This window comes from Acinetobacter sp. YH12063 (assembly GCF_013419715.1).
Classification (GTDB): domain Bacteria; phylum Pseudomonadota; class Gammaproteobacteria; order Pseudomonadales; family Moraxellaceae; genus Acinetobacter; species Acinetobacter amyesii.
The window spans coordinates 1-1482 of sequence record NZ_VOZO01000044.1; the positions used below are offsets into that span (position 1 = coordinate 1).

1 protein-coding gene is annotated in these 1482 nt (G+C 43.4%); it reads left to right on the plus strand.

The features are described 5' to 3' along the window. The first annotated feature begins 107 nt into the window (after positions 1 to 107). The gene (locus FTU12_RS16275) at positions 108 to 1433 is read left to right on the plus strand and encodes an ISNCY family transposase (protein ID WP_179989167.1); all 1326 of its coding nucleotides are present in this window, start codon (positions 108 to 110) and stop codon (positions 1431 to 1433) included. The last annotated feature ends 49 nt before the right edge of the window (positions 1434 to 1482 follow it).

Genomic DNA, 1482 nt, shown 5'->3' on the forward strand with positions numbered 1-1482 from the left:
TGTAACTCCAAAATAGAAATGTCCGGTTTCTCCAAAGTAAAAATGTCCGCTTTTAGAATATGCGCTTTTGCGATTATCGAAGCGGACGGTTTGATATGTTGGTGTCTATGTCGGATAAAGAACTTAAACGATTGTCGGTCGTGCAGGAAATCTGCGATCAACGCATAACTCAATCCCAGGCTGCTCAGCTACTTCATATTTCAGAACGTCAGATCAGGCGTTTACTGCAAAAATACAAAGCTCAAGGCCCAGCTGCATTAGCCCATGCCGGTCGTGGTCAAACCAGCAATTCCAGGCTTCCTGAAGAACTCAGGCTCAAGTGCCTCAATATGGTTGCTGAGCAATTCCATGGTTTCGGACCCACTTTAGCGCATGAAAAGCTGACTACCATTCATGGATTCGATATTTCAGTGGAAACCCTGCGTTCCTGGATGATTGCAGCCGATTTATGGATTCCTCGCTCCAAACGCCTGAAACGCCCATATCAGCCTCGTTATAACCGGGACTGTTATGGTGAACTGATCCAAATTGATGGCTCACATCATGACTGGTTTGAAGGAAGAGCCCCTAAATGCTGTCTATTGGTGTTTATCGATGACGCCACAGGAAAATTGCAGCACTTACGCTTCTGTGAGTCAGAATCAGCCTTTGACTATATGATTTCAACACGTTTGTATGTTGAGCAGCATGGTAAGCCTTTAGCCTTCTACAGCGATAAACATTCAGTCTTCAGGGTGAATCAAAGCAGCAAGAAAGACACCAAGATTACGCAATTTGGGCGCGTACTCAGCACCCTGAATATCGATATTATCTTCGCTAATTCACCACAGGCCAAAGGCCGTGTAGAACGAGCCAATAGAACGCTTCAGGACCGTCTGATCAAAGAAATGCGCCTGGAAGGCATCTGTTCGATTGAACAAGCGAATGCCTGGCTACCCTGCTTCATTGAGCAATTCAATCAGAAGTTTGCCAAGATGGCCTTTAATCCCAAGGATCTACACCGGACTGTCACTGAAACAGCCGAAGAATTAGATGATATTTTTACCTGGCGTGAACCCCGCAGAGTCACGAATAGCCTGACGATTACTTATGATAAATGCGTATATCTCCTGGAAAACACGGAAGAAAACCAAAGATTGATTAGTAAGTATCTTGAGTTCCTGGAATACCCGGATGGTACAGTCGCGATTGAATATCAGGGAAGAAAAATCAATTACAGCATCTTCGATAAATTAAGTCAGCTTAACCAGCGAGAGATTGTTGAGAATAAACGTTTAGGTGCAGTTCTCAATCATATTCAACAACAGCATGAAGAATTGGAACAGCAAAACAAACGTAATCGTTCTCAATCTATGCCAAGCAGACGTGCACAGAAGACAGTAATCAAAGAACGAAATCTGAATCCTGTGCTTGACTTGGAAATGTCTGTATAGGACATTTCTATTTGGTTTTAAGGTAGGACATTACTACTTAGGAATAACA